The sequence below is a fragment of the Pseudomonas sp. SG-MS2 genome, from assembly GCF_009933855.1.
GTDB lineage: Bacteria > Pseudomonadota > Gammaproteobacteria > Pseudomonadales > Pseudomonadaceae > Aquipseudomonas > Aquipseudomonas putida_E.
The window spans coordinates 12,652-32,231 of sequence record NZ_MOMO01000063.1 but is presented as its reverse complement, the minus strand read 5'-3'; the positions used below and the strand labels follow the sequence as shown (position 1 = coordinate 32,231).

At 63.4% G+C, this 19,580-nt stretch carries 15 protein-coding genes; 4 read left to right on the top strand and 11 right to left on the bottom strand.

Annotated elements, in window-relative coordinates; all coding sequences use genetic code 11:
- Positions 1–22: 22 nt before the first annotated feature.
- On the top strand, positions 23–1,237 hold the full coding sequence (locus BLX42_RS04840) for a glycosyltransferase family 1 protein (RefSeq protein ID WP_046784529.1): 1,215 nt from the start codon (positions 23–25) through the stop codon (positions 1,235–1,237).
- Here the strand turns inward: BLX42_RS04840 and BLX42_RS04835 are convergent.
- The 3 genes from BLX42_RS04835 to BLX42_RS04825 form a co-directional block, all read right to left on the bottom strand.
- Positions 1,206–2,309, bottom strand: a complete 1,104-nt coding sequence (locus tag BLX42_RS04835; RefSeq protein ID WP_161871252.1) for an NADH:flavin oxidoreductase — start codon at positions 2,307–2,309, stop codon at positions 1,206–1,208. The genes BLX42_RS04840 and BLX42_RS04835 overlap by 32 nt on opposite strands.
- Positions 2,310–2,433: 124 nt before the next feature.
- Positions 2,434–2,916 carry a glutathione peroxidase gene (locus BLX42_RS04830; RefSeq protein WP_046784531.1) on the bottom strand — a complete coding sequence of 161 codons (483 nt, stop codon included), beginning with the start codon at positions 2,914–2,916 and terminating at the stop codon, positions 2,434–2,436.
- 141 nt (positions 2,917–3,057) lie between these two features.
- A complete protein-coding gene (locus tag BLX42_RS04825) occupies positions 3,058–3,543 on the bottom strand; it encodes a peptidylprolyl isomerase (RefSeq protein WP_012316220.1) in 486 nt (161 codons plus the stop codon).
- Between BLX42_RS04825 and BLX42_RS04820 the strand changes: the two genes are divergently transcribed.
- Both BLX42_RS04820 and pta read left to right on the top strand, forming a co-directional pair.
- On the top strand, positions 3,542–3,844 hold the full coding sequence (locus BLX42_RS04820; RefSeq protein WP_080952066.1) for a DUF3565 domain-containing protein: 303 nt from the start codon (positions 3,542–3,544) through the stop codon (positions 3,842–3,844). The two genes, BLX42_RS04825 and BLX42_RS04820, sit on opposite strands and share 2 nt — an antisense overlap.
- 31 nt (positions 3,845–3,875) lie before the next feature.
- Entirely contained in the window at positions 3,876–5,963 is a 2,088-nt protein-coding gene (gene pta / locus BLX42_RS04815) for a phosphate acetyltransferase (RefSeq protein ID WP_119687765.1), read from the top strand.
- A gap of 121 nt (positions 5,964–6,084) precedes the next feature.
- Here pta and BLX42_RS04810 read toward each other — a convergent pair whose 3' ends face one another.
- The 8 genes from BLX42_RS04810 to BLX42_RS04775 form a co-directional block, all read right to left on the bottom strand.
- Positions 6,085–6,807 carry an OmpA family protein gene (locus BLX42_RS04810; RefSeq protein ID WP_012316222.1) on the bottom strand — a complete coding sequence of 241 codons (723 nt, stop codon included), beginning with the start codon at positions 6,805–6,807 and terminating at the stop codon, positions 6,085–6,087.
- 109 nt (positions 6,808–6,916) lie between these two features.
- Entirely contained in the window at positions 6,917–7,561 is a 645-nt protein-coding gene (locus BLX42_RS04805; RefSeq protein WP_161871251.1) for an MBL fold metallo-hydrolase, read from the bottom strand.
- A 116-nt stretch (positions 7,562–7,677) separates the two neighbouring features.
- Complete coding sequence (locus BLX42_RS04800) at positions 7,678–8,370, bottom strand: sensor histidine kinase KdpD (protein ID WP_046784535.1); 693 nt, start codon at positions 8,368–8,370, stop codon at positions 7,678–7,680.
- Positions 8,367–9,974, bottom strand: a complete 1,608-nt coding sequence (locus BLX42_RS04795) for a tetratricopeptide repeat-containing response regulator (RefSeq protein ID WP_046784536.1) — start codon at positions 9,972–9,974, stop codon at positions 8,367–8,369. The genes BLX42_RS04800 and BLX42_RS04795 overlap by 4 nt, the downstream gene beginning before the upstream one ends.
- A 159-nt stretch (positions 9,975–10,133) precedes the next feature.
- Positions 10,134–12,851, bottom strand: coding sequence for a LuxR C-terminal-related transcriptional regulator (locus tag BLX42_RS04790; protein WP_161871250.1), 2,718 nt, complete (start codon positions 12,849–12,851; stop codon positions 10,134–10,136).
- Between the two features lie 273 nt (positions 12,852–13,124).
- A complete protein-coding gene (locus BLX42_RS04785; protein WP_046784538.1) occupies positions 13,125–14,489 on the bottom strand; it encodes a DUF1329 domain-containing protein in 1,365 nt (454 codons plus the stop codon).
- A gap of 25 nt (positions 14,490–14,514) precedes the next feature.
- On the bottom strand, positions 14,515–16,434 hold the full coding sequence (locus tag BLX42_RS04780; RefSeq protein WP_046784539.1) for a DUF1302 domain-containing protein: 1,920 nt from the start codon (positions 16,432–16,434) through the stop codon (positions 14,515–14,517).
- A 331-nt stretch (positions 16,435–16,765) separates the two neighbouring features.
- Positions 16,766–18,448, bottom strand: coding sequence for a fatty acid--CoA ligase (locus BLX42_RS04775; protein ID WP_161871249.1), 1,683 nt, complete (start codon positions 18,446–18,448; stop codon positions 16,766–16,768).
- A 160-nt stretch (positions 18,449–18,608) separates the two neighbouring features.
- On the opposite strand from BLX42_RS04775, the gene BLX42_RS04770 reads away from it, so the two are divergent.
- On the top strand, positions 18,609–19,574 hold the full coding sequence (locus BLX42_RS04770; RefSeq protein ID WP_046784541.1) for a 2-hydroxyacid dehydrogenase: 966 nt from the start codon (positions 18,609–18,611) through the stop codon (positions 19,572–19,574).
- Positions 19,575–19,580 lie beyond the last annotated feature (6 nt).

Here is a 19,580-nt window from a genome sequence, read left to right as displayed (position 1 = left end):
GCAGCAAGCGGAAACTTTTTTCATGAACACACCTGCCCTACGCATTACCCTCGTCAGTGAAACCTTCCCACCCGAAATCAACGGCGTGGCAAATACGCTCGGCCGACTTGGCGATGGCTTGCGGCAGCGTGGCCACCAGGTGGAGATCGTGCGGCCACGCCAGGCCGGTGAATTGCCCGCAGGCGACGATCAGGACCTTTTGCTGTGCCGCGGCTGGGGCCTGCCGGGCTACCCGGGGCTGCAATGGGGCGAAGTGTCGATGCACAAGCTGTTGAGGCGCTGGCGCCGGCAGCGCCCGGATGTGCTGTACATTGCCACGGAAGGCCCGCTGGGGCTCAGTGCGTTACGGGCGGCCCGGCGCCTGGGCATCGCCGTGGTCAGTGGTTTCCATACCAATTTCCCGCAGTATTGCGGCCGGTATGGCCTTGGCCTGCTGGCGCGGTTGCTCACCCATTACCTGCGTTGGTTCCACCGACGCACGGCCACCACCTTGGTGCCCAGCGCCAGCCAGAAGCTGGAACTGGAGCGGCGTGGCTTCGAACGCCTTACATTGATGGCCCGTGGTGTCGATGCCTGCCTGTTCAACCCGGCCAGGCGCAGCCAGGCGTTGCGTGACGCCTGGGGGTTGGGCCCTGAAGACATCGCCGTACTGCACGTCGGGCGCCTGGCGGCGGAAAAGAATCTGGGGCTGCTACGGCCATGCCTGGACGCCCTGAAGAAGACTTATCCACACACGCGGCTGCGCTTGGTCGTGGTTGGCGACGGCCCGCAGCGTGCTGCTCTCGAACAGCAGCTGCCCGATGCGGTGTTCTGTGGCGCCCAGCGGGGTGAAGCACTGGCCGAACACTATGCCAGCGGCGACCTGTTCCTGTTCCCCAGCCTGACCGAAACCTTTGGCAATGTCGTGCTCGAAGCCATGGCCTCGGGGCTGGCGGTAGTTGCCTATGATGAGGCCGCTGCCGCCCAGCATATCCGCCACGGGCACAGTGGCGCGCTGGCCATGCCCGGTGATCAGGCGGCGTTCATCGATGCAGCCTGCTGGCTGCTCGAAGAAAGCGAAACCCTGCGCCGGGTTCGCCTCAATGCCCGCCAGCATGCCAGCCGCCAAGGCTGGCCGGCGATCGTCGAGCAATTCGAGACGCATCTGTACAGCGCGTGCCTGGCAGCGCCTGCGGGTACCGAGCCTGCAGGCACCGCTCTGGCGGTCAAGCCAGGGTCGACAGCGCCTCGCGGCTGAACGGCAGCACCTGCGCTTCGCGGCCTTCGCGAACCTTCTGCGCCCATTCGGCATCCACCAGCAGTGCCCGGCCTACGGCCACCAGGTCAAATTCCTCATCACCCAGGCGACGCAGCAAGCCTTCGAGGCTGGCGGGCTTGGCCACCTTGTCGGTATCGACCATGAACTGCAGGAACTCGCCATCGAGCCCGACGCTGCCCACGGTAATGGTCGGTTTGCCTGTCAGCTTGCGTGTCCAACCGGCGAGGTTCAACTCCGAGCCTTCGAACTCCGGCTCCCAGAACCGTCGCGTCGAGCAGTGAAAGATATCCACACCCGCATCGGACAGGGGCGTAAGGAAAGCGGCCAGCGCCTCAGGTGTTTCAACCAGGCGAGCGTTGTAGTCCTGCTGCTTCCATTGCGAGAAGCGCAAGATGATCGGGAAGTCAGGGCCCACAGCGGCGCGCACGGCCTGGATCAGCTCGATGGCAAAGCGCGAGCGGCCCGCCAGGTCGCCGCCGTACTCATCTTCGCGACGGTTGCTGGCGGCCCAGAAGAACTGGTCGATCAGATAGCCGTGGGCGCCATGGATCTCCACGCCGTCCATGCCAATGGCCTGGGCATCGCGTGCTGCAGCGGCGAACGCGGCGATCACCTCACGGATATCGCCCTGTGTCATGCCGTGCACCAGCACCTGCCCATCCTTGACCTTTTCGCTTGGCCCATAGCCCGGCACTCCGGCGTCCGGTTCGGTACCCAGGCGGCGTACCGCGCCCACATGCCACAGCTGCGGGACAATACGCCCACCTTCGGCATGGACAGCATCGACTACGCGCTTCCAACCGGCCAAGGCGTCTTCCCCATGAAAACGCGGGACATTGGCATAGCCGTTGGCGGCCTTGTGTTCGACCGTTGTGCCTTCGGTGATGATCAGGCCCACACCTGCGGCGGCGCGGCGGCGGTAGTACTCGACCATGCCATCATGGGGTGCGCCGCCGGGGCAGAAGGTACGGGTCATCGGCGCCATGACGACGCGGGTCGGCAACTCGAGCGCGCCGAGGGTGAAAGGCTTGAAAAGAGGGTTGGTGGACATTGGGCGCTTCCGTCTGGATGAGGAAATACGCCTGAGGTTAGGGCCAGTGGAAGGCGTGGCCCAGCATTATTGATCGGGGTGATTCTGCGGTATCGCTGGGGGCGCGAAGCGGCCCCAGGGATAGTCAGCCCAACGCTTTCTCGATGGCTTGCACCACGGTTGGATCATCCGGCGCTGTACGCGGCGCGAAGCGCGCCAGCACCCGCCCGTCCTTGCCCACCAGAAACTTCTCGAAGTTCCAGCTGATATCGCCGGGAAACTCGGCGCCCTCACCCGCCAGCAGGCGGTACAGCGAATGGCGCTGCGGCCCGTTGACCTCAAGCTTTGCCCCCAGCGGGAAGCTCACGCCATAGTTTAGGCTGCAGAACTCCTGGATTTCCTTCTCGCTGCCGGGCTCCTGGCCCGCGAACTGGTTGCAAGGCAGGCCAAGCACGTTGAAGCCTTTACCCTTGAACTGCTGTTGCAGCTTTTCCAGCGAAGCGTATTGCGGCGTCAGGCCACACTTGGAGGCGACATTGACCACCAGCACTACCTGGCCCTTGAATGGTGCCAAGGGCAGGTCCTGGCCGTTCAGCGCCTTCAACGTCAGGTCGTGAAATGCACTCATGTTGAATCCCCTCTCAGGTTCCCGGTTGCCGCTGGGGCGAACAGCGCCCACTAAAAAGGCGCTCATCCAAGCCGTGCACCTCCCGGGAGGTTTGTCGGCTTGTCCGAGCGCCTGGCGACTTTCTGAGCTTAGCGCAGAAAATCAGTGGTGATGGCCACCTTCGCCGTGGACGTGACGGTGAGCGATTTCTTCTTCGCTGGCATCACGCACGTTGACGACCTTGACCTGGAAGGTCAGACGCTGGCCGGCCAGCGGGTGGTTGCCGTCGACAGTCACGTCGTCGCCGTCCAGGTCACGGATGGTGACGATCTGCATCTGGCCGTCCGGTGCCGAAGCGTGGAACTGCATGCCCACTTCCAGCTCGTCGACACCCTCGAACATGCTGCGGTTCAGGGTGCTGACCAGTTCGGCCAGGTACTCGCCGTAGGCCTCTTCAGGCTCGATGCTGACGTTCAGTTCGTCGCCAGCCTGTTTGCCTTCCAGGGCTTTTTCCAGGCCCGGGATGATGTTGGCGTGACCGTGCAGGTAGACCAGCGGCGCGCCACCGGCGGAGCTGTCGATGGTCTCCCCGGCGTCGTTGGTCAGGGTATAGTCGATGGAGACTGCCTTGTTGGCGGCGATCAGCATGGGGCAAGACCTTTTGCAAAAGAATGTAGAGCGCACAAGTGTAACCAACGCATCGCCCGATTGCGAACGCAGCGCGGCTGCGGGAAGACCCATCAGTCGGATCATGGGCTTTCACCAGGACACCGAAGGCCACTGGGTGGTCGACCTGTCCTGCGGCCACACCCAGCACCTGCGCCACCAGCCACCGTGGCAGGCGCGCCCGTGGGTGCTCGACCCCCGCCAGCGTGCGCTGCGAATTGGCCAGGCTTTCGCCTGTGGCTGGTGTGCACAAGCGGCTGATAGCGATACCCTTGGCCGTTGATTCCTTGCAACGCTTATTCCGAGAAGCACGCATGCAAACATTTTTCATTGCGCCGACCGACTTTGGTGTCGGCCTGACATCCATCAGCCTCGGCCTGGTGCGTACTTTGGAACGCGCCGGGCTCAAGGTCGGCTTTTTCAAGCCGATCGCCCAGCCCCACCCCGGGGATACCGGCCCGGAACGCTCCAGCGAACTGGTCGCACGCACCCACGGTATCAAACCGCCAATGCCGCTGAGCCTTGCCCAGGTCGAGCGCATGCTCGGCGATGGCCAGCTGGACGAACTGCTCGAAGAAATCATCCGCCTTTACCAGCAGGCTTGCGTGGGCAATGACGTGGTGGTGGTCGAAGGCATGGTGCCGACCCGTCACGCCAGCTACGCAGCGCGGGTCAACCTGCACCTGGCCAAAAGCCTGGATGCCGAAGTGATCCTGGTGTCGGCACCGGAAAACGAAGTGCTCAGCGAACTGTCCGGGCGGGTCGAGCTGCAGGCTCAACTGTTCGGCGGCCCGCGCGACCCGAAAGTGCTCGGGGTGATCCTCAACAAGGTTCGCACCGACGAAAGCATGGCCGAGTTCGCCGCGCGCCTGCGCGAGCACTCGCCGCTGCTGCGCGGCAACGACTTCAAGCTGCTCGGCTGCATCCCCTACCAACCCGAACTCAACGCCCCACGCACCCGCGATGTGGCTGACCTGCTTGGCGCCCAGGTGATCAACGCCGGTGACTACGAGCAACGGCGCATGAACAAGATCATCATCTGTGCGCGCACCGTGGCCAACACCGTGCCGCTGCTCACCCCAGGCACCCTGGTGGTGACCCCGGGCGACCGCGACGACATCATCCTTGCTGTGAGCCTGGCCGCGATCAATGGCGTGCCGCTGGCCGGCCTGTTACTGACCAGCGACAGCAAGCCCGATGCACGCATCCTCGGTTTGTGCCGCGGCGCCCTGCAGGCGGGCCTGCCGATCCTCTCGGTCAGCACCGGTTCGTATGACACGGCCAACCAGCTCAACTCACTCAACCGCGAGATCCCGGTGGACGACCGTGAGCGCGCCGAATTCATCACCGATTTTGTCGCCAGCCACCTCGACGCTGCATGGCTGCACCAGCGCTGCGGTACGCCGCGTGAGTTGCGCCTGTCGCCTGCGGTGTTCCGCTACCAACTGATACAGCGGGCGCAGCAGGCCAACAAACGCATTGTCCTGCCCGAAGGCGCCGAGCCATTGCTGGTGCAGGCGGCTGCGATCTGCCAGGCACGCGGCATCGCACGGTGCGTGCTGCTGGCCAAGCCCGAGGAAGTCGAAGCGGTGGCCCGTGCGCAGGGGATCACCCTGCCGGCGGACCTGGAAATCCTTGACCCTGAGCTGATTCGCGGGCGCTATGTCGAGCCGATGGTCGACCTGCGCAAAAGCAAGAACCTCAATGCGCCGATGGCTGAGCAACAGCTGGAAGACCCGGTGGTGATCGGCACCATGATGCTTGCGCTGGACGAGGTCGACGGCCTGGTCTCCGGCCTGGTGCACTCCACCGCCAACACCATCCGCCCTGCCCTGCAGTTGATCAAGACTGCGCCAGGCGCCAGCCTGGTATCTTCGGTCTTTTTCATGCTGTTCCCCGAGCAGGTGCTGGTGTATGGCGACTGCGTGATGAACCCGCACCCCAGCGCCAGCGAGCTGGCTGAAATCGCGCGGCAGAGCGCCGAATCGGCGCAAGCCTTCGGCATCGCGCCACGGGTGGCGATGATCAGCTATTCAAGTGACTCGGCGAGCGACGAAGAAGTCGAGAAAGTGCGCGAAGCAACGCGCCTGGCGCAGGAAGCCGAGCGGGGCCTTGTGATTGACGGCCCGCTGCAGTACGACGCTGCCGCCAACCCGGCAATCGCCCGCCAGTTGGCGCCCAACAGCCAAGTGGCCGGGCGCGCCACGGTGTTCGTGTTCCCTGACCTGAACACCGGCAACACCACCCACAAGGCGGTGCAGCGCAGTACCGATGGGGTCAGCCTGGGGCCGATGCTGCAAGGGCTGCGCAAACCGGTGAACGACTTGCCGCGCGGCGCCCAGGTGGACGATATCGTGCACACGATCGCGCTTACAGCCATACAGGCCAGCGTGGTGCGTTGAAACCTGGGGCTGCTTTGCAGCCCAATCGCCGGCAAGCCGGCTCCCACCGGGATGTGTGGCGCTTGCGATCCCGGTGGGAGCCGGCTTGCCGGCGATTGGGCCGCACAGCGGCCCTCATGGTTTACGGATACTGCTGCACCTGACCCTGCTGATCATACTGCTGGCCGGGAATAGGCTTGAGGTTGACCTCGACGCGACGGTTCTGCGCCCGGCCATTGGCATCGGCGTTGCTGGCAATCGGCTGGTCCGGGCCCATGCCGCGCACCGACACGCGCGAGGCGTCCACGCCTTGCGAGGTCAGGTAGGCGCTCACTGCCTGGGCACGGCGCTGCGACAGGTCCATGTTGTGCTGGCGGCTGCCGGTGCTGTCGGTGAAGCCCACCACTTCGATGGTGTTCTGGTTGAACTGTTTGAACGAGGTCGCCAGGTTGTTCAGCGGCGAGTAGAAGCTCGGCGCGATGTTCGCCGAATCGGTGGCGAAGGTGATGTTGCCCGGCATGATCAGCTTGATCTGGTCACCCTGGCGCTGCACTTCGACGCCGGTATTGGCCATCTGTGCACGCAGTTCGGCTTCCTGTTTGTCGGCGTAGTAACCGTAACCGGCAGCGGCAGCACCTACCGCAGCGGCGCCGATCAGCGCGCCCTTGCCCCGGTTGTCGTGGTCGATGGCGGCACCGGCGATGGCGCCGGCCAGCGCACCCAGGCCGCCGTACTTGGCGGTCTTGCTCATCCCGGTCGACCCGCCCTGCGCCTGACCTTGGCTGTCGTAGGGGTTCTGGCCGGCACAACCGGTCATCAGGGCTGCAGCGGTTGCGACGATAATCAGGCGACGCATGGTGAACATGGACAAGCTCCTACAAGAATTCGTGTGTGCGGCAAATCATGAATGCATTTATGCCAGCCTTGGATCGCGCTTGAGCGAAAAAATTCCATGACAGGCTGTTTATGCCGGCTCAGGCCCGCACGAAGGGGTTCTCGCGCATTTCGTCACCCAGTCGGGTATCAGGGCCGTGGCCGGTGACCACGATTGCATCCTCATCCAGACGATACAGCCGCTCCTTGATCGAGCGAACGATAGCCCGCTGATCGCCGCCCCACAAATCGGTGCGGCCAATGCCACGTCGGAACAGGGTGTCACCGGCAACCAACAGCTTGGCGTCAGCGAACCAGAAGCTCATCGAACCCGGCGTATGCCCGGGCGTGTGCAACGCCACGCCACAGCCGCAGGCCAGCGCTTCATCGTCACCCAGCCAGCGGTCTGGTGGGGGCACCGGGGTATACGGGACGCCGAACATCTGGCACTGCATCTCCAGGTTGTCCCACAGCACCTGGTCGTCCTTGTGCAGGTGCAAGGTCGCACCAGTGAGCTCCTTGAGCTTGCCCGAGGCGAGGAAATGATCGAAGTGCGCATGGGTGTGGATGATGCTCACCAAGGTCAGGCCGTGGGCCTGCAGGCGGGCGAGGATCTTGTCCGGATCACCACCCGGGTCGACGACGATGGCCTTTTTGGTAAGCGGGTCGCCGATCAGGGTGCAGTTGCACTGCAAAGGCCCGACGGGGAAGGTTTCGCGGATGAGGGTGGTTGGGACAGTGTTCATGGGGACTCCTGACGACTGCCTGGATGTTATCGTTGCCCGCCCCAGGGAGGCAATTATGCGGTTTTGTCGAGGATGGAGTGCTTGCCTGGAAATTTTCAGGGCCTATGAAATCGAGCCTAAGGCAGATACAACCTGAACAATCCCCCGCCAAGCGCCCCACCATTGGCGATCTCGATTCGCCCGCGCACGCCATCGCGCTCATGCAGCGCAGCGATGCGCGCCGCGAAATAAAGGCCAAGCCCGGTGCTGCCGCTCTGCGCATCGATGCCCTGTACATAATCCTGCTGCCGCTCGAGCATGCGCGCCGGGTAGCCTGGGCCGTCATCGTTGACGCTGATCACCAATTGCTCGTTCTCTTGCGCGATGCTGATCAACAGCGCATGCCCGGCATAGCGGGTGGCGTTGGTGATCACATTGGCGATCACCGAGGCGACCAGTTCCCGATCGAAGAAACCCAGCGGATTTTCGCTGTCGATGCGCCAGGTGGCGAGGATATCGTTGTGCTCAAGCACTTGCTGATGAGCCGCCAGCTGCGCTTCGACGAAGTCGTCCAGCTCGTGATAGTCCGGGCACACCGGCAACTGGTTGACGCCCAGTTTGTACAGCCCCAGCATTTGCACCAGCATGCCATTGAGGTGGCGGAATTCGTGCTCGATCACGCCCAGCTCGGTGCCCCCGCGCAACTCCTCGGGCAGGCGCGCCAGCCACTGGTCGTGGGACTGGATCAGCGCTGACAACGAGTTTTTCAGGTCGTGCACGGTGGAGGCGATCACCGTGGAAAAATCCAGCCCCTGGTTGTCCTGGCTCATGCGCCGAACACCTTGATGTGCAGTTTGCGGTAGCGGTCATACCGGCTGTCGCTGGCAGGAATACCCGCGACGCTGGTCAGGCAGTTGCGACACTCCTGCAGGATTGCCGGCGGCGTGGCTTCGCCACCGATGCGCAACAGCGCCTGGGCAGTGTTGAGGGCAATGCTGATGTTCTTCGGTTGCAGTGACAGGGCCTTGCGGAACATCTGCAAGGCTTCATTGAGCTGCCCGGCCTGATAGCTGCGCACACCCTGGCGGTTGAGGTCGACAGCTTCGGTGACGGCGCCGAGCACCGTGGGGTCATCCGTCAGCTTGGCGACACTCTGCATGACCTTGGGGTCATCGCCGTAGGTTTCCACACAGCCTTTGAGGATGGTGCCGCCGGCACCTTCCTGGCCCAGCGCCTGCAGCTGTTTGGCCACGGTCAGGGCGGCTTCGACCGAGAAGAACTGATCCATCTTGTCCAGCCGCTGCAGGGCCTGCTCGGTAAGCTTGGCTGCAGTCTCTGCATCACCGGCCTGCTGCAGGCTGGCAGCTTTCATCAAGCGCGCACGCACTTGCAGGCCCTGATCCTCGACATTGTCCTTGGCCACCTCGCTGAGCACGGTATTGATCTCGACCCGGGTACGTGCATCCAGGCCGAAGCCGGCGTTCTTGTTCATCAATGCCTCGACCAGCCCAAGGTTGCTCTCCGCATCCTTGTAGCGCGAGCTCTGGCCCTGGTTCACCGCATGGCGAAACGCCTTCGAGGCGCTTTCGAAGTCTTCGTTGTCCAGCGCCAGTTTGCCCAGCGCGGCCTGGCGCCTCACCGCCAGGGGTGAAAGGCGCACGGCTTCTTCAAGCATGTTTTGCGCGCGCTTGGTCTCACCCTGGGCCACCAGCACGTCGGCCATGCCGTCGTACAGGCTCGGCATGATTGGAAACGCCTTGAGCGCCTGCTCATAAACGCCCTGGGCCTGCGCGTGCTGACCCCGTTTGTGCATCAGGCTGCCCAGCGCCGCATACACCCACGGCTGCGGACGACTGGCGAGAATGCCCTTGAGGAACTTTTCCAGCTCGTCGAAGCGGTTCAGGTCTCGCAGGGCATCGGCCCGGTAACGCAGGCACAGGGGCGCGAAACGCGGGTCCTTCTTGCACAGCTCGGCGCACGCAGCCAGCACTTCGGCCGGGCGGCCACGGTCCAGGGCCTGCAGGATCGGCTTGAGCAAGGTCTTGCGTTGCGTCAGCTTGTCGAGGCGCTGGGCCAGGCCCACCCGGTTGAACGGTTTGGTCAGGTAGGCATCGGGCTCGTGCTCCAGGGCGCTGAGCACGATGGCCTGGCTGCTCTCGGCGGTCACCATGATGAACACGCACTCATGGCTGATCAGCTTGTCGAGGATCATGTCCTCCAGCACTTGCTGGCCGTTCTTCTTGCCATCCCCAAGGTGGAAATCCTGAAGAATGTAGTCATAGCGCTTTTGCCCGCACATGCGCAGGGCCTGCTCACCGCTGTCGGCAGTGTCGACGTCACGCACGCCCAGCTCGCGCAGCATGGAGCGCGTCGACGTGCGAAAGTCGGTGAAGTCATCGACGATCAGAAAGCTCTTTTGCCCGTACTGCAGCATCAACACGACCTGTATTGGATGATGGGAGGATGGCGTGCGGCGATGCATACCGCCGAAACGTGTATCGGCAGCCAGGCGCAAAAGATGAGGGCAGGCAGTGCTGCAGCGAGAGGCTGGCCTGGGCCGTTGTTTATCCGGCCAGGCCGCCAACGACCGGCATCAGGCCAGCAGGCCCAACGACTTGGCCCGTGCCACCGCCTGGGTACGCCGCTCCACCCCGAGCTTGCTGTTGATATGGCTGGCGTGGGTCTTGACGGTGTGCAGCGAGATGAACAGGCGCTCGCTGATCTGCTGGTTCGAGCAGCCTTGGGCGATCAATTCCAGCACTGCCAGCTCACGACCACTGAGCGCCTCGCACGTGCCGCTGCTCGGCGCGGCCTGCTCGGGCAGACGAGCCAGCAGCTCGACCTGAACCTTGCAGGCAGGACGTGCGAGCAACTGCTCGCGAAGCCACAGCGGGTGCAGCTCGATCAACCGCTGAAACGGCTGCATCACCCCGCCCTGGGCCGCTGCCAGAGCCATGGGCAAGCGCTCGGCAGCCTGCGCCTCGCCACCGTGCTCCAAGGACAAGGTGATCCACTGGCACAGCGCGCTCAAGGTCAGCATCATGCCACCGCCGGCCTGCCCGCGCTCGACCAGGCCGCGCAAGCGCGCAGCGGCATCCTCACTGCGGCCCTGGATGCGTTCGAGCAAGGCCTGCTGCAACTCGATGTGCAGCGCTAACAACGGGTGGAACTCCGGCGCCGCCGCAGGCTGCTCGCCACCGTAGGTCTGGCCCAGGCGCAGCAACCAGGACTCGGCCAGGTCGGTACGCCCCTGCGCCAGCCACAATTCGCACTTCACCAGCGTGATCATGGCCAGGTAGAAGATCGGCGGCACGTCCCAGATATGCATCAGCCTCTCGGCTTCGGCCAGCTCGGCGAAGGCGTCGGCGTAGCGCCCTTCACGCCCGTCGAGGGTAGCGATCACACAGTGGCCTATCAGCACGCTGATATCGCGACAGGCGCGCGCCTCGCCCAGCCCCGCACGCAAGCGCGCACGCCCTTGCGCAGGTTGCAGGCGCGTCACCAGCAGGTAGCCCTCGTACAAGGTCAGCCGCGCGCGCACGGCATACAGCCGCTGGGCCGAAAGGCCTTGGAGGCGTTGCAGCCCCTGGCGCACCTCGTCCAGCGCGCGCAGCGCCTCGCCCCTGGCATGCAGCACCCGGGCCCGGTCGTAGTGCGCCAAGGCTTCGAACAAGGGGTTGCCAACCCGCTGGGCCAACTCCAGCGCCTCGCGGTTCCAACCACGCGCTCGCCAGAAGTCGCCATCGGCGATGGCCAGGTTGGACAGCGTCGACAGGCACACCAGACGCTGCCCATAACGTTTGCACGGCAGGCTTTGCAGCGCCTCACCACAATAGGCCAGGGTGCGTTCGCGATCACCGCGGCCACGCGCAATTACCCCGCTCAAGGCCAGCCACTGGGCCAGCATGGACCTTTGCGCGGTGGCTGAAGGCGCTGGCAAAAAGCGGCTGAGGTAGCTTGCCAGCTCTTCGGCTGCGTCCAATTGGCAGGCCAGGCCCAGCGCCCAGCTGTACAGCACGATCAGCCGGGGCGTACTGATCAGCAGGCTGTCGGGCAAGTCCATCTTCCAGCGCAGCAGCATGCCGACGTTCTGCTCGGCCAGCAGTTGCTCCTCCGACAGGCTCTGCACCAGGTCGGCGGCAACGTCCAGATGGCCAGCCCGCAGGGCTTGCTCCACCGCTTCGTCAAGCAGCCCCTGAGCCTGGAACCAACGGCAGGCACGCAGGTGCAGGCGCGCCTGCGGTTCATTGGACTGGCGGCTGCGCAACAGGTCGGAGAACAGGTGATGGTAGCGATACCAGTGCCCATGCTCGTCCAGCGGCACCAGAAACACCTGGTGCGCCTGCAGGTAACGAAGGATGGCCGCGCTGTCGTCGCGCTGACGCAGGGCATCGCACAACGCCGCGCAGAAGCGCTCCTGGCACGCAGTGTCGAACAGAAACGCCTGCGCGTCCTCAGGCAGGATTTCGATGACTTCTTCCAGCAGGTAGTCGCGGATCAAGCCTTCCCCGCCATGCAGGGCCTGGGGCAGCGCATGCTCGTCGCCGGACTCGCTCGCCGCCAGTTGCCAGAACCGCAACCCGGCAACCCAGCCGTCGCTGCGCTGGATCAGGTTGTCCAAGGCCTGGCCGCGCAGGCCTGTAGGCTGGCGACCAATAACGGCCAGGGCCTCGTCGGGCGTCAGGCGCAGTTCCTGCTCGTTGATCTCGACCAGTTGCCGTGAGAGCCGCAGCCGCGCCAGGTGCCAGTCTGGCCGCTGGCGGCTGGTGACCAGCAACACCAAGCCGCCCGGCAAGTGGTTGAGAAAAAACTGCAGGCAGCGATCGAGCACCGGCCCCTGGGCCAGGTGATAGTCGTCCAGTACCAGCAGCAAGGGTGTATCGGCTTGCAGGTACAACGCCAATTCGTCGAGCAGGCCGTCGATCCATTCCTCGAACGCGAAGGGTTGGTGGCGCTGGCGCATTTTCAACAGGCCCATGGCTTGGCCGCCCAACGCCGGGCAGTACTGCTGCAGCCCCTCAAGCAAGCGTTCGAGAAAACGGCCCGGGTCAGCATCGCGCTGGCTGAGCCCAAGCCAGAGGCTGCGCCAATGGTCGGGCAGCGCCTCGCAGAATTCGATGGCCAGGGAGCTCTTGCCGAAGCCTGCCGGGGCATTGACCAGCAACAAACGGCCGCTGAGGCCGGCCTGCAAACGCTGGCACAGGCGCGCACGCGGCACGTGGCCGTGCGGCAGCGGCGGCCGGAAGAAACGCCCGTCCAGCAGGCCCACGGCCTGGCTGGCGACTCCATGCGTACGGGACAAATCAGTCATGGCCGGCTCGTTCTGGTTGGAAGACTACGGCGGTACGGATTGTTCCGAGACTAGCGGGTAACGCGGCGCATTTGAAGATGATGGGCGCAAATGGCCTGTAAAAGACTACGACAAAAAACGACAAGCCTGATGGACAGAGGGCTGGCGCGGGGTTTGGCGAGGTATTCACCCGTTTTATGACTGCGCCGGCCAGTACAACAAGGGGCTGGAACAGAAACGCCCCGGCAAGCCGGGGCGTTCTGGGAGTATCACAAGGTGTGCAGCACTAGCGGTTCAACGAATACCCGACTGGCGCAGCGCAGCTGGCTGGAAGTCTGCCTTGCTGGCACTGAAGCCGAAGTCGTAGGCGCGCTTCTCTTCGTTCTTCATGCCCAAGGCCAGGTAACGGCCCGATTGCAGGTCGTAGATGGCCTCCAGGGTGTACCACGGTACCTGAACATTGTAGTAGTCCTGGGCATGCGCCTCGGAAACCCGCCATAGCTGGCCGCGGCCGTCATACTGGTCGATCACCGCTGCCTGCCAGGTGTCCTCGTCGATATAGAAGTCGCGCTTGGCATAGATGTGGCGCTGCCCCGGCTTGAGCGTTGCGACCACATGCCAGACCCGGCGCAGCTCATAGCGGGTCAGGTCCTGATTGATGTGACCGGCCTTGAGGATGTCGGCGTACTTGAGCTTCGGATCGTCGAGTTTGTAAGCGTTGGAGGCGATGTACATCTCCTTCTTGCCTTCAAGCTTCCAGTCGTAGCGGTCTGGCGCACCGTTGTACATGTCCAGGTTGTCCGAAGTACGCAGGCCATCCGCTGCGGTACCCGGCCCGTCATACGACACCTGCGGCGCCTGGCGCACGCGACGCTGGCCGGCGTTGTAGATCCACGCCTTGCGCGGTTCTTTCACCTGGTCGAGGGTTTCGTGCACCAGCAGCACGGTACCGGCCAGACGCGCTGGCGCGGTCACTTCCTGTTTGAAGTAGAAGAGGACGTTGCCCGGGTTGTTCGGGTCGAAGTCCTTCATCTTGTCGCGGAAGACGAACTGATCGGCGAAGTACACCAGGCTGTAGGAGCCGCTCTGCTGCGGCGTAGCCTGGGTTACCAAACGGCTGACGCTGCCACCACGGTAGCGGGTGATGTGGTTCCAGATAACCTCGATGCCACTCTTGGGGATCGGGAACGGTACTGCGGTCTGGAAGTTGTTCAGCCCGTTGCCGCCTTCGACCAGCGTAGTCGCGGTGGCATTCTTCTTGATTGCGGCGAACACATCGTCAGGCACCGTGGAGCCTCGATGGGTCTTGTACACCGGGATCTTGAAGGTTTGCGGGTAGCGCTTGAACATCGCCACCTGGCCTGGTGACAGCTTGTCCTTGTACTGGTCGACGTTCTGCGCGGTGATGGTGAACAGCGGTTTGTCGCTGCCATACGGGTCGGAAAGGAAGCCCTTGGCATCGACGCTGCCTGCGGTCTTTGACAACGGTTGCCACGGGCCGATGGAGCCATCGGCGTTACCGGCCTTTTCCGCGCCCATCGGGGTCAGGGTGCTGCCCAGCTTTGCCGCTTCATCAGCGGAAACCGCAGCCATGACGCCGGTTGCCAGCAGGGACAGGCCCAGTACTCCGGCTTGCAGCAGACTTCTGGTCTTGTTCATGTCGTGTCGTCCTGGATCTGTGTGCTTAGAAGTTCACGCCGAAGCTGAGGGCGAGGAAGTCGCGATCATCCACGGTGCTGTACTTGCCGTCGAAGAAGTTGGTGTACGACAGGCTCGCGGTGTAGGTCTGCTGGTACTCGGCGTCCAGCCCGAGGCTGACTGCCTTGCGGCCTTCCTCGAAGTTGCCGCCAGGGCCCGGCGAGTAACCATCGACGTCATGCGACCAGGCTACGCTGGGGCGCAGGTTCACACCGGCAATGACGTTGTTGTAGTCCCAGATCGCACGGACGCGATAGCCCCAGGAATCAGACGTGGTATAGCCATCGTTCTCGCAGTAGCGCGATACGTTGTTGGCATCGGTGGTGCCCAGGGTGCTGCTGTTGAGCGCCTCGCACTGGCCATTGGGCAGAGGCCCCGGGCCGAACACCGGGTCACGCCCGTAACGCATCTTGGATGTGCTTTCCAGGCCGCCGACGTGGGTCCAGCCGATTTCGCCGACCATGGTCAGCCGCTCTGCCCCCATCACCTGATCGAAGAAGTGGGTGAAGGTTGTCTGCAGCTGGGTGATTTCCTTGCGACGATAACCAGGCTGGTCGGCACCCGGTGTTCCCTGCAACACAGAGACATCCGGATTGAGCGGCGTCAGGCCCGAATAGAGGATATCGGTGGTATTCAACTGCACCGGAGCGTTCGGCCGGTAGCTGATCTCGCCACTCCAGGCGGTACCGGTAGGCAGTGTGGTCGAGAAGCTCAGACCATACAGACGGATGTCTTCCGGATACTCCACGTAGTAGCTGGAGTTGCCTGCCACCTGCAACGGCATGAGGCTTGGCAACAGGCTCGCCAGCGCAGCAGACGGCACACCCGCACTGACCAGCGCGCCCGCCAGGCCGCTTGTGCTGTAGTACTGGGCATCGGCACCGCGACCGCTGAAGATTGGCGCACGGCTGTGGTAGTTCATGAAGTAGCCACCGAATTCGGTATTGAGCGGCTCGTACATGTAGCGCAGGGCAACGCCGAACTGACCACTGTCCCGAGCATCGCGGTCCGCGCCACGACGGACGATCACGCCCTCATCGGGGGAGCCGTAACTCACGCCGCGTGCGGCCAGAGTGGCCGCGACTGGCGCAGCCAGCGGCCCAAGCCGGCTGGCCAAGGTGTTCTGCGTGGCCAGCACGGCCAGGTTGTTGTCGCAGCCGTCGGCGATCACGTCGGGCTGGGAGAAGAATGTGCCGCAGTTGTCGACAACGGTCTGGTCCCACTCGATCTGGTAGAAAGCTTCGGTCGACAGGTTGTCGGTGAGGCTTTGCGAGACGTAGAACATGTTGACGGGGATCAGGCCTTCCTTGATTTCAGCCCCTGGCCGGCGGAACGCAGAAACGTCGATCGGGTTGACTGCGTTGATGCCGCCGCCAATGAAGGTACTCTCCCCCCAGCTCACTACCTGCTTGCCCAGACGCACCGAGCCGGGTTGATCACCGATGGCGTAGTTGTGATAGACGAACGCGTCGAGCAGTTCGGCGCCAGACGACTTGGCGCCCTCCTTGCGGTTCGAATCGCTGATGTCCTTGAACTCGCGGTTCTCGTCCTTGAGTTCGAAGTCGTACCAGTACTTGCCCCGCACGAAGATGCCGGTGTCGCCATACTTCAGTTCAAGGTCGTGGATACCTTTGAAGATCTTCGAGAAGGTTTCGCCTTTCTTGAAGTTGAGGTGACCATCGTCCGAGGTTTGCGAAAGACCCTTGCCGCCGTTGTTGGCGCCGATCAGGTTGCTGTTGGGGTTGGCGGTCGACCAGCTGGCCCCGACGGAGAGCGACGAGTCGAACTGGCCTTCGATTTCCCCGATGTTGAAACTGACCGCGAAAGCAGGGCTTGCGAGCGTGGAAGCAAGGCTGACGGCCAAAGGTAGCTTGGCCCGACGCCAGAACGGGTTTGCAGATGTCATCGACGCTACTCCATGTACTTTTTTGTTATGGCAGTGAGTCCTTTCAAGAACGGCCCGTGCGACCGGTGTTCAGGCTTGCGCCCGTGGCGACACGTGTTGCGCGTGTCGCCCTCCCCCATTCCTGAAAATCCCCTGGCCCCGACTATAGCCAGCAGACCAAGGTGCTTGATCCCTCTAAAGTGTGATTTGCACACCGTTGGCCAATTCGCCCTGGCGTGTTCCCAGGTTACGCACCGGCAGTGCCCAAGCATGGCCGATTTTTACCGATTGGCAAGGTGACGGCCGCTCTGGCCTGCGGGTCGTGCCCCGGGGTACACGACCCGCAACGCGGTTACAGCGTGGAAAGGAAGGCGCTGTTACTCGCCTGCCACTGGACGATGTCCTGGCGGATGCGCTTCTTGTCGAGCTTCCCGACACTGGTCTTGGGAATTTCTGTAACAACGGCGATCTGGCAGGGAATCGCCCACTTGTTGATGTGCCCTTGCTCTACAAATGGCTTGAGGTGTTCCTTCAACGCCTTGGCATCGACAGCCTGACCGTCATGCACCACCAGCAGGGCGAACGGGCGCTCCCCCCACTGCGGGTCGGCGACCCCAACCACTGCAACCTCGCGCACTCCAGGATGCCGGCTGATCAGGTCCTCGAGGTCCAGGGAAGATATCCATTCACCCCCAGTCTTGATCACGTCCTTGATGCGGTCGCGAATGTCTATGTAACCCATGCCGTCGAGCGTGGCGACGTCACCGGTGTGCAGCCAGCCACCCTGCCACAGCTCCTCGCTTTTCTCCGGCTCCTTGAAATAGCCCATGGTCAACCAAGGCGCACGCAGCACCAGCTCACCTTGAGTCTCGCCATCTGCCGAGAGGAAATTGCCATCGCCATCGACGATCGCAGCTTCCACCAGCGGTACCGGGACACCGGCCTTGATGCGGTAGGTCACGCGTTCGTCTTCGCTGCCGGCCTGCAGCTCATCGTTCAGGTGCGCGGCAGAAATCAGCGGGCACGTTTCGGACATGCCATAGGCTGCAGTCAGCTGAATGCCCCGGGCCAGCGCCGCTTGATATAGCGAGCGGTTGAGCGCACTGCCTCCAATGATGATCTTCCAGCCGCCGAAGTCCTGGCCCTGGGAGCTCGGACAATTGAGCAGCATCTGCAGGATGGTGGGTACGCAGTGCGAGAAGGTGACCTTCTCGTCCCGCCAGAGCTTGATCAGCATGTCGGGCTCGTAGCGGCCCGGGTACACCTGTTTCAGACCGAGCATGGTCGCCGCATACGGGATGCCCCAGGCATGCACGTGAAACATGGGCGTGATGGGCATGTACACATCATTGCTGCCAAGCAGGCGGACGCTGTCGATACTCCCGGTCACCGAGGCCTCGGCCAAGGTGTGCAGCACCAACTGGCGGTGGGTGAAGTAGACGCCCTTGGGGTTACCTGTGGTGCCGGTGGTGTAGAACGTAGTGGCGACCGAGTTCTCGTCGAAATCCGGGAAGTCGTAATGCGGGCTGGCCGCCGCCAGCAACTGCTCGTACTCGCCCACCAGGTTCGGCAGTTCGGCGGTCTTGTCCGGGCCATCGGTCAACAGCAGGGTCTTGTCGACCGTGGTCAACTGCCCGGCAATGGCCTGGTAAAGGCCGACAAAATCGCTGTTGACCAGCACGAAGCGGTCCTCGGCATGGTTCATGGTGTAGAGGATCTGCTCAGGCGACAGACGCACGTTGATGGTGTGCACCACCGCGCCGATCATCGGGATGGCGAACATGCATTCCAGATAACGGTGGCTGTCCCAATCCATCACCGCCACGGTGTCACCGGCCTTGACCCCGGCTTCGGTCAGCACGTTGGCCAGGCGGGCAATACGCTCGTTGAGCTGTGGATAGGTCAGCCGCAACTGGTCGCGGTAGACGATCTCGCGGGTCTTTTCATAGCGGCTGCCGGACATCAGCAGGCGTTTGATCAGCAGAGGAAAGCTGTAGGCGCCCTCGGCGGGCTTGATGATGCGGGTCTGCAGCATGGTTATCCCTTCTTGAAAAGCGAGCCGGACAAGTCTGTGTCTACTGTAGTTCGCCAATGTGACGGTCAAATCAGCCGAAGGAATGATTTGGCTGCGCGAGGTATGAGTGGCATTGTTCGGTCGATGGATCAACCCTTGCCCTGCCACTGGAGCCGTACCTATGCCCAGCCCGCGTCGCGCTGTGTTTCTCGATCATGAATCCCTGGACCTTGGTGACCTCGACCTCTCACCTTTGCAGAGCCAGTTCGACGCGTTCGAACTGTACGACGCCACCCGCCCGGATCAGGTAGCCGAGCGCCTGCAGGGCGCCGTTGCGGTGATCAGCAACAAGGTCATGCTCGACGCCAACGCCCTGTCTGCCAACCCACAGCTCAAGCTGATCCTGGTCGCTGCCACCGGCACCAACAACGTCGACCTGGCTGCCGCCCGCGCCCAGGGCATCACCGTCTGCAATTGCCAAGGCTACGGCACGCCCTCGGTGGCACAGCACACCCTGGCCCTGCTGCTGGCGCTGGCCACGCGCTTGTGCGACTACAACCAGGCGGTGGCCGATGGCCAATGGGCCAAGGCCAGCCAGTTCTGCCTGCTGGACTTCCCGATCGTGGAACTGGAAGGCAAAACCCTAGGCCTGCTCGGCCATGGCGAACTCGGTGGCGCCGTCGCGCGGCTTGCTGAAGCCTTTGGCATGCGCGTGCTGAGCGGGCAGATCCCCGGGCGCCCGGCGCGCAACGATCGCCTGCCGCTGGACGAACTGCTGCCGCAGGTCGATGCCCTGACTTTGCACTGCCCCCTCAACGAACACACACGGCACATGATCGGCGCACGTGAGCTGGCATTGCTCAAGCCCGGCGCGCTGGTGGTCAATACCGCACGTGGCGGCCTGATAGACGAGCAGGCCCTGGCCGACACCCTTCGTCGCGGCCATCTGGGCGGCGCCGCCACCGACGTGCTGAGCGTCGAGCCGCCGGTCAACGGCAACCCGCTGCTGGCCGGCGACATCCCGCGCCTGCTGATCACGCCGCACAGCGCCTGGGGCGCGGTGGAATCGCGCCAGCGCATCGTCGGGCAGCTCAGCGAGAACGCCCAGGCATTCTTTGCCGGCCAGCCACGCCGCGTGGTCAGCTGAGCGCAA